Raw genomic sequence first — 8,397 nt, 5'->3', positions numbered from 1 at the left:
GCCGCCCGCACCGGCCAAGCGCGCGGCGCCGCCGCCGCCGCCGGTGGTTGAGTTGGCACGCGACCCGTCGTTGCCGGCGCCCCGCCGCTTCTCGCCGGTTGCCCGGCCCGAGATTCCCAAGCCGCAGCCCAAGCCCGAGCCGAAGCCGGAGCCCAAGCCCGCAGCAACGCCTGCAGCAGCGACGTCCTCTTCCACGCCGCAGCAGCGCAGCCTGCCGTCGGGACAGGCGACGCCGCGCAATGCGCCGCCGAGCCGTCCGCAGCAGCGCGACCGCAAGGGTGACGAGCGTCGCGGCGGCAAGCTGACCGTGAATCGCGCGCTGAACGAGGATGGCGCGCGCGCCCGCTCGCTCGCCGCGCTGAAGCGTGCGCGCGAAAAGGAAAAGCGTGGCTGGACCGGCCCGCGCGAGCCGCAGGCCAAGCAGGTCCGCGACGTGCAGGTGCCCGAGGCGATCACCGTCCAGGAACTGGCGAACCGCATGGCGGAGCGCGGTGCTGACCTGGTGAAGGCGCTGTTCAAGATGGGCATGCCCGTCACCATGACGCAGACCATCGACCAGGATACGGCCGAGCTGCTGGTGACCGAGTTCGGCCACAACATCGTGCGCGTCAGCGACAGTGACATCGACCTCGCGCTCGACACCGCACCGGACAGCGATGCCGATCTGAAGCCGCGTCCGCCGGTTGTGACGATCATGGGCCACGTCGACCATGGCAAGACCAGCCTGCTCGACGCGCTGCGCGGCACCGATGTGGTGCGCGGCGAGGCCGGTGGCATCACCCAGCATATCGGCGCCTATCAGGTGACGCTGAAGGACAAGTCGAAGATCACCTTCCTCGACACGCCGGGTCACGAGGCGTTCACCGCCATGCGGGCGCGTGGTGCCGACGTCACCGATATCGTGGTGCTGGTGGTTGCCGCCGACGACGGGCTGATGCCGCAGACGATCGAGGCGATCAATCACACCAAGGCGGCCGGCAAGCCGATGATCGTGGCGATCAACAAGATCGACAAGCATGATGCCAATGCCCAGCGCGTGCGTGAGCGCCTGCTGGAGCATGACATCCAGGTCGAGGCGATGGGCGGCGAGACGCAGGACGTCGAGGTTTCCGCGCTGAAGAAGACCGGCCTCGACGAGCTGATCGAAAAGATCCAGCTGCAGGCCGAGCTGATGGACCTGAAGGCGAACCCCGACCGCGATGCCGAGGGCAGCGTGATCGAGGCGAAGCTGGACAAGGGCCGTGGCCCGGTTGCCACCGTGCTGGTCACGCGCGGCACGCTGAAGGTCGGCGACGTGTTCGTCGTCGGCGCGGAAAGCGGCAAGGTGCGTGCGCTGGTCGACGACAAGGGCCGCCAGCTGAAGGAAGCGGGCCCGTCGACGCCGGTCGAAGTGCTTGGCATTTCGGGCACGCCGTCGGCTGGTGACCAGCTGCAGGTGGTCGAGAGCGAGGCACGGGCGCGCGAAGTGGCGGAATATCGCCAGGGCGTGCTGACGCAGAAGCGCACAACCGCGGCGCCGGCGAGCCTCGAGAGCATGTTCTCCGCTTTGGCGGCGAACAAGGCGATCGAATATCCGCTGGTGGTCAAGGCCGACACGCAAGGGACCGTCGAGGCGATCGTTGCGTCGCTCAACAAGCTGTCGACCGACGACATCCGCGTGCGCATCCTGCACTCGGCCGTTGGTGGCATCACCGAGAGCGACGTCAACGCGGCTGCGGCCTCGGGCGCACCGATCATCGGCTTCCACGTGCGTGCCAATGCCAAGGCGCGCGAGATTGCCGAGCGGCACAAGGTGGCGTTGAAATATTATGACGTCATCTATGACCTGATCGACGAGATCCGGGCCGGCATGGCGGGCGAGCTTGGCCCCGAGGCGTTCGAAACGGTCGTTGGCCGTGCGGAAATCCGCGACGTCTTCTCGGCCGGCAAGCACGGCAAGGCCGCCGGTCTGCTGGTGGTCGAGGGTGCGATCCGCAAGGCGCTCAAGGCCCGCATCACGCGCAACGACGTCATCATCTACAATGGCGAAATTGCCTCGCTGCGGCGCTTCAAGGACGACGTTCCGGAGGTTCGGGCGGGTCTGGAATGCGGTGTGACGTTCACGCAGAACTTCACCGACATCCGCCCGGGCGACTTCCTCGAAACGTTCGAGGTCGAGCTGCGCGAACGCACGCTGTAAGGACATGAACCCTCTCCCCCATGTGGGGAGAGGGGAGTCTCATGATGACCGATCAACCAGAAAAATCCGTCCGTACCCTGCGCGTTGGCGAGCAGGTGCGTCACGTGCTGTCGGAGATCCTGCAGCGCGGCGACGTGCATGACGACGTGCTGGCATCGCACATGGTGAGCATCACCGAAGTGCGCATGTCGCCCGATCTGCGCCACGCGACGGTGTTCGTGAAGCCGCTGCTGGGCAAGGACGAGGAAGCGGTGCTGAAGGCGCTGCGCACCAACACCGCTTACCTCCAGCGCGAGGTCGCGCGGCGGGTGAAGATGAAATATGCCGCCCGCCTCAAGTTCCTGAGCGACGAGAGCTTCGACGAGGGCAGCCACATCGACCAGTTGCTGCGCTCGCCCGCGGTGGCGCGCGACCTGGGCGAGGGCGAGTAAGCACCGTCATGCCGGCCCTGGGCCGGCATTCCCGTTCTGCACTGTTGAACCCTGGTCGTGCGCCGGTGCCGTAGATTGCGGCACGCGGCGGGTGTGCCGGTGCTCGTCAGGCGGCGCGCTTGACGAGGCGCGGGTCGGCCGCGGCGACGCCGGTGGCGAGCACCAGGGCATCCTCGACGAAGCCGCTCGCGGTCTGGCCGTAGCGGCGCAGCGCGGCCATGCGGATGCGCCACCCGATGTACGAGCTGGCGAGCGCGGTGCCGAGCGCAACGGCAGCGCCGGTGACGCGCTGACCCTTGGGTGCCAGCGCGGCGCCGGCGTAAGCGGAGGTGACGCTGCGCACGGCCAGGCCGATCGGCACGATGCGGTCCGGCGCGGTCTTCTGCTTGTCGCCCGCCATTTCCGCGGCGCTGAAGGCAACGGCGCCCCAGGCGATCAGCGGGTTCCTGAACAATTTGGCGAGCGGCATGTCATCGGGCAGGGCGCCGCGACGGCCCGCGGCGGCGAGCGCGGCAAGCGGCACGATCCCGCGCTGACCGGCGGCCAGCCCGATGAGGTAGGAACGAAGCATCGGCGAATTCCTCCAGTGGTTCGCGCGAACAATCGCTGGCGGCGGCTTCGTATCCCGCGCCCGGCCGAAAACGGGCCAACAGGAAAACAGTGGCGCGGCGCGCGCCGATGGGGAACAGCACAGCGATGGCCAAGCTCTATTTCTATTATGCCAGCATGAACGCGGGGAAATCGACCAACCTGCTGCAGGCCGATTTCAACTATCGCGAGCGGGGCATGGCGACGATGCTGTTCACCGCGGCGATCGACGATCGCTTCGCGGCGGGCACGATCACCTCGCGCATCGGCCTGTCGGCGCCCGCGACGATGTTCGATGCCGGTACCAACATCGCCGCCTGCGTTCTCGACCGCCATGCCGAGGAGACGGTGGCCTGCGTATTGGTGGACGAGGCGCAGTTCCTGACCGCGGCGCAGGTCGACCAGCTAGCGCGGCTGGCGGATGTGGATGGCATTCCGGTGCTGGCGTACGGGCTGCGCACCGATTTCCAGGGCGCGTTGTTCGAAGGATCGGCGCGGCTGCTGGCGCTGGCCGATGCGCTGATCGAGATCAAGTCGGTCTGCGAATGCGGGCGCAAGGCGACGATGAACCTGCGCGTCGACGCCGAGGGGCGGCCGGTGGCGGCGGGGGCGCAGACAGTGATCGGCGGGAACGACCGCTATGTCGCGCTGTGCCGGCGGCATTTCACTGCTGCGCTGGAGCGGGGTGCGAGTGGCGAAGCCTGAGACGCGGGAGCGCTGGCGCTCTCACGCCCGCCCCCCTATCTCGCCGGCATCATGACACCCGACAATCCCATCTACGCCGCGGCGGTGTGGATCATTCCGCTGATCATCGCGATCGTCTTTCACGAGGTGGCGCACGGCCTGATGGCGCGCGCGCTGGGCGATCCGACCGCGGCGCAGCTCAACCGGCTGTCGTTCAACCCGATCCGCCATGTCGATCCGATCGGCACGGTCGTCCTGCCGCTCGGCCTCGCGCTCGCCAAGGCGCCGGTGTTCGGCTGGGCGAAGCCGGTGCCGGTCGACGCGCGGCGGCTGCGCAACCCGCGCTGGGGCATGGTGGCGGTGGCACTGGCGGGACCGGGGATGAACTTCCTGCTGGCGGCGATCGCCGCGATCGCGATCGGTGTGCTCTATGGGCAGATGAGCGGGCCGCCCGAGGGCGTGAGCCAGTTCCTTTTCGCCAACCTCGTCAACTTCCTGCTGATCAATATCTTCCTGGCGGTGTTCAACCTGTTGCCGCTGCCGCCGTTCGATGGCGGGCATGTGGTGGAGGGCGTGCTGCCGCGGCGGCTGGCGGTGGAATGGGCGAAGCTGGCGCGCTTCGGCTTTCCGCTGATCATCGTCCTGTTGGTGGTGGTGCCGATGATCTGGCCGAGCGCGAGCATCGTCGGCAAGATCGTCGGACCGCCCGCGGACTGGCTGGTGCGCCAGTATCTCGGCTTTGCGCAGCTGTTCGCCTGAGGACCAAGACATGCATGGATGGCTGATCCTCGACAAGCCGGTGGGGCTTGGATCGACACAGGGCGTGAGCGCGGTGAAGCGGGCGCTGCGCGAAGGCGGATATGGCAAGGCGAAGGTGGGCCACGGCGGCACGCTCGACCCGCTGGCGTCGGGCGTGCTGCCGATCGCGCTGGGCGAGGCGACGAAGCTGGCCGGGCGGATGCTCGACAGCGACAAGGTGTACGATTTCACCATCCGCTTCGGCGAGCAGACCGATACGCTGGACGCCGAGGGCAAGGTGATCGCGACCAGCGACGTGCGCCCGACGCGGGATGCGCTGACGGCGGTGCTGGCGGACTTTACCGGGCCGATCGAGCAGATGCCGCCGGCGTTCTCCGCGCTGAAGGTCGATGGGCAGCGCGCCTATGACCTGGCGCGGGCGGGCGAGGAGGTGATCCTGAAGACGCGCGCGGTGACGGTGTTCGCGCTGAGCGTCACCGCGGCGGCCGACGCAGGCGCGCTGGAAGAAGCGACGCTGACCGCGCATGTTTCCAAGGGCACTTATATCCGCAGCCTCGCGCGGGACATTGCGCTCGCCCTTGGAACCGTCGGCCATGTCACCTATCTCAGGAGGACCAAGGCGGGGCCCTTTGGCCTCGGCCGAGCGATATCGCTGGACAATTTGGGCGAAGCCGCTAAGGCGCGCACCCTTGAACATATTCTCCTGCCGTTGAGGGCGGGGCTGGACGACATCCCGGCTCTACCCCTCACTCCCGACCAGGCAGGGGCGCTCCGCCAGGGGCGTGTTCTGGCCGGGATCGTTGCCGACGATGGCCAGTATTTTGCCTGCCTGCACGATGTGCCGGTAGCGCTGATCGAGGTCCAGGCCCGCGAGGGTCGTGTCGTCCGCGGCTTCAACCTGTAAAGATGTCGAAGGAAAACACATGTCGATCACTGCGGAACGCCGCCAGGAACTCATCAAGGATCACGCCCGCGCCGAAGGCGACACCGGTTCGCCGGAAGTCCAGGTCGCGATCCTGACCGAGCGGATCCGGAACCTGACCGAGCACTTCAAGGGCCACGCCAAGGACAACCATTCGCGTCGCGGCCTGCTGATGATGGTCAACAAGCGTCGTTCGCTTCTCGACTATCTCCGCAAGAAGGACGGGGATCGCTACCTCGCCCTCATCGCGAAGCTCGGTCTTCGCAAGTAATAACGGAAGGGCGCCCTCGCGGCGCCCTTCTCGCATATGCGCTTCGCGTGTGACGCGAGCGTCCAACGCCAGCGGGCAATAAGGCCCGACTGGCACGAGCCAAGACTGGCTCAAGCAGGCCCCGGCTGCATAGGGCGGCCGGAGTGAAGGAAACGAAATGTTCGACAAGAAAACGGTAAGCATCGAGTGGGGCGGCAAGACCCTGACGCTCGAGACGGGCAAGGTTGCCCGCCAGGCTGACGGCGCGGTCATCGCGACGCTCGGCGAGACGGTGGTGCTGTGCGCCGTGACCGCTGCCAAGACGGTCAAGGAAGGGCAGGATTTCTTCCCGCTCACCGTCCACTATCAGGAAAAGTTCTCCGCCGCCGGTCGTATCCCGGGCGGCTTCTTCAAGCGTGAGCGTGGCGCGACCGAAAAGGAGACGCTGGTTTCGCGTCTGATCGATCGCCCGATCCGCCCGCTGTTCCCGGAAGGCTTCTACAACGAGATCAACGCCATCGCTCAGGTGCTGAGCTATGACGGCGAGAACGAGCCCGACATCCTTTCGATGGTCGCCGCTTCTGCCGCGCTCACCATCTCGGGCGTGCCGTTCATGGGCCCGATCGGCGCCGCGCGCGTCGGCTATGTCGATGGCGAGTACATCCTCAACCCGACCGACAAGCAGGTCGAAGAGGGTCAGCTCGACCTGGTCGTCGCCGCTACCTACGACGCGGTGATGATGGTCGAATCCGAAGCCAAGGAGCTGTCGGAAGAGATCATGCTGGGTGCCGTGCTGTTCGCGCACGACGCATGCCGTGAAGTGGTCAAGGCGATCGTCAAGCTTGCCGAGCAGGCCGCCAAGGATCCGTGGGAGCTGGCGCCGGTCGACGACAAGTCGGCGACCATGAAGAAGCTCGACAAGGCGATCGGCAAGGATATCGCCGCCGCCTACAAGCTGACCGACAAGCAGCAGCGCCAGAACGCGCTGAACGAGGCGCGCGCCAAGGCACGCGAGGCATTCGCTGACCTGAAGGAAAGCGACCCCGCCCAGTATCTCGGCACGCTGAAGCTGGTGAAGAAGCTGGAGGCGAACATCGTCCGTCAGGCGATCCTGAAGGACGGCAAGCGCATCGACGGCCGCACCACCACGCAGATCCGCCCGATCGAGGCGGAGACGCACTTCCTGCCGCGTGCGCATGGCTCGGCACTGTTCACGCGTGGCGAAACCCAGACGATCGCAACCGCGACGCTTGGCACCCGCGACGCGGAGCAGATGATCGACGGTCTGAACGGCCTGTCGTACCAGCATTTCATGCTGCACTATAACTTCCCGCCGTATTCGGTCGGTGAAGTGGGCCGCTTCGGCGCGCCGGGCCGCCGCGAGGTTGGCCATGGCAAGCTGGCGTGGCGTGCGCTGCACCCGGTGCTGCCGTCGAAGGAAGAGTTCCCGTACACGATCCGTCTGACCAGCGACATCACCGAGTCCAACGGCTCGTCGTCGATGGCGTCGGTGTGCGGCGGTTCGCTGGCCCTCATGGACGCCGGCGTGCCGATCAAGCGTCCGGTGTCCGGCATCGCGATGGGCCTGATCCTGGAAGGCAAGGATTTCGCGATCCTGTCCGACATCCTGGGTGACGAGGATCACCTGGGCGACATGGACTTCAAGGTGGCTGGCACGTCCGAAGGCATCACCACGATGCAGATGGACATCAAGATCGCCGGCATCACCAAGGAGATCTTCGAGGCGGCACTGCACCAGGCCAAGGAAGGCCGGGCGCACATCCTGGGCGAGATGAACAAGGCGCTGGGTGAAACCCGCACCGAGCTCAGCGCGCACGCACCGCGCATCGAGACGATCACGGTCGACAAGTCGAAGATCCGTGACATCATTGGCACCGGCGGCAAGGTGATCCGCGAGATCGTCGCCACCACCGGCGCCAAGGTCGACATCGACGACGAGGGCGTGGTGAAGATCAGCTCGTCCGATCACTCGCAGATCGAAGCCGCGATCAACTGGATCAAGGGCATCGTCGAAGAGGCCGAGGTCGGCAAGATCTACACCGGCAAGGTCGTCAACATCGTCGATTTCGGTGCGTTCGTGAACTTCATGGGTGGCAAGGACGGCCTCGTCCACGTCTCCGAAATGAAGAACGAGCGCGTCGAGAAGCCGACCGACGTCGTGTCCGAAGGCCAGGAAGTGAAGGTCAAGGTCCTCGAGATCGATCCGCGCGGCAAGGTTCGCCTGTCGATGCGCGTCGTCGACCAGGAGACCGGCGCCGAGCTGGAAGACACCCGTCCGGCGCGCGAACCGCGCGAGCCGCGTGGTGACCGTGGTCCGCGTCGTGATGGCGGCGGCGACCGTGGTGGTCGCGGTGGTGACCGTGGCGGCGATCGCGGCCCGCGCCGTGACCGTGGCCCGCGCCGCGAGCGTTCGGAAGGCGGCAACGGCGGTGGCAACGATGACGGCCCCGCGCCCGAGTTCGCCCCGGCGTTCCTGACCGGCGACCGCGATCGCGACTAAGCGATCCGTCGCCTTCGGGTGATACAGGAAGGGCCCCGGCAGCGATGCCGGGGCCCTTTCTCG

The 8,397-nt window shown here is 66.8% G+C and carries 8 protein-coding genes; 7 read left to right on the top strand and 1 reads right to left on the bottom strand.

Features of this window, described 5'->3' with window-relative positions:
* Together infB and rbfA are read left to right on the top strand one after the other, a co-directional pair.
* Nucleotides 1–2,179, top strand: a 2,179-nt coding sequence (gene infB, locus LK535_RS16610) for a translation initiation factor IF-2 (protein ID WP_227773046.1), incomplete at its 5' end; no start/stop codon positions are given.
* Between the two features lie 44 nt (nucleotides 2,180–2,223).
* Nucleotides 2,224–2,610 carry a 30S ribosome-binding factor RbfA gene (rbfA, locus tag LK535_RS16605; RefSeq protein ID WP_227773045.1) on the top strand — a complete coding sequence of 129 codons (387 nt, stop codon included), beginning with the start codon at nucleotides 2,224–2,226 and terminating at the stop codon, nucleotides 2,608–2,610.
* 106 nt (nucleotides 2,611–2,716) lie between these two features.
* Here rbfA and LK535_RS16600 read toward each other — a convergent pair whose 3' ends face one another.
* Nucleotides 2,717–3,181: a DUF4126 domain-containing protein gene (locus LK535_RS16600; protein ID WP_227773044.1), complete on the bottom strand. Its 465-nt coding sequence runs from the start codon at nucleotides 3,179–3,181 to the stop codon at nucleotides 2,717–2,719.
* Between the two features lie 125 nt (nucleotides 3,182–3,306).
* Here LK535_RS16600 and LK535_RS16595 point away from each other — a divergent pair, with 125 nt between their 5' ends.
* The 5 genes from LK535_RS16595 to pnp all read left to right on the top strand — a co-directional run bounded on the left by LK535_RS16595 (nucleotide 3,307) and on the right by pnp (nucleotide 8,334).
* Entirely contained in the window at nucleotides 3,307–3,903 is a 597-nt protein-coding gene (locus tag LK535_RS16595; protein WP_227773043.1) for a thymidine kinase, read from the top strand.
* A 51-nt stretch (nucleotides 3,904–3,954) separates the two neighbouring features.
* On the top strand, nucleotides 3,955–4,641 hold the full coding sequence (locus LK535_RS16590; RefSeq protein ID WP_227773042.1) for a site-2 protease family protein: 687 nt from the start codon (nucleotides 3,955–3,957) through the stop codon (nucleotides 4,639–4,641).
* A gap of 10 nt (nucleotides 4,642–4,651) precedes the next feature.
* Nucleotides 4,652–5,545, top strand: a complete 894-nt coding sequence (truB, locus tag LK535_RS16585) for a tRNA pseudouridine(55) synthase TruB (protein ID WP_227773041.1) — start codon at nucleotides 4,652–4,654, stop codon at nucleotides 5,543–5,545.
* A 19-nt stretch (nucleotides 5,546–5,564) separates the two neighbouring features.
* Nucleotides 5,565–5,834: a 30S ribosomal protein S15 gene (gene rpsO / locus LK535_RS16580; protein ID WP_046409695.1), complete on the top strand. Its 270-nt coding sequence runs from the start codon at nucleotides 5,565–5,567 to the stop codon at nucleotides 5,832–5,834.
* Nucleotides 5,835–5,991: 157 nt separating this feature from the next.
* Complete coding sequence (gene pnp / locus LK535_RS16575) at nucleotides 5,992–8,334, top strand: polyribonucleotide nucleotidyltransferase (RefSeq protein ID WP_227773040.1); 2,343 nt, start codon at nucleotides 5,992–5,994, stop codon at nucleotides 8,332–8,334.
* The last annotated feature ends 63 nt before the right edge of the window (nucleotides 8,335–8,397 follow it).

It is taken from the genome of Sphingomonas sp. IC4-52 (genome assembly GCF_020707225.1).
Classification (GTDB): domain Bacteria; phylum Pseudomonadota; class Alphaproteobacteria; order Sphingomonadales; family Sphingomonadaceae; genus Sphingomonas.
This window is presented reverse-complemented; position numbering and strand designations above follow the sequence as displayed.

Excerpts from the sequence above, each read along its gene's own strand:
- rbfA (WP_227773045.1), top strand. The coding sequence starts at position 2,224 with ATGACCGATCAACCAGAAAAATCCGTCCGTACCCTGCGCGTTGGCGAG.
- LK535_RS16600 (WP_227773044.1), bottom strand. The coding sequence starts at position 3,181 with ATGCTTCGTTCCTACCTCATCGGGCTGGCCGCCGGTCAGCGCGGGATC.
- LK535_RS16595 (WP_227773043.1), top strand. The coding sequence starts at position 3,307 with ATGGCCAAGCTCTATTTCTATTATGCCAGCATGAACGCGGGGAAATCG.
- LK535_RS16590 (WP_227773042.1), top strand. The coding sequence starts at position 3,955 with ATGACACCCGACAATCCCATCTACGCCGCGGCGGTGTGGATCATTCCG.
- truB (WP_227773041.1), top strand. The coding sequence starts at position 4,652 with ATGCATGGATGGCTGATCCTCGACAAGCCGGTGGGGCTTGGATCGACA.
- rpsO (WP_046409695.1), top strand. The coding sequence starts at position 5,565 with ATGTCGATCACTGCGGAACGCCGCCAGGAACTCATCAAGGATCACGCC.
- pnp (WP_227773040.1), top strand. The coding sequence starts at position 5,992 with ATGTTCGACAAGAAAACGGTAAGCATCGAGTGGGGCGGCAAGACCCTG.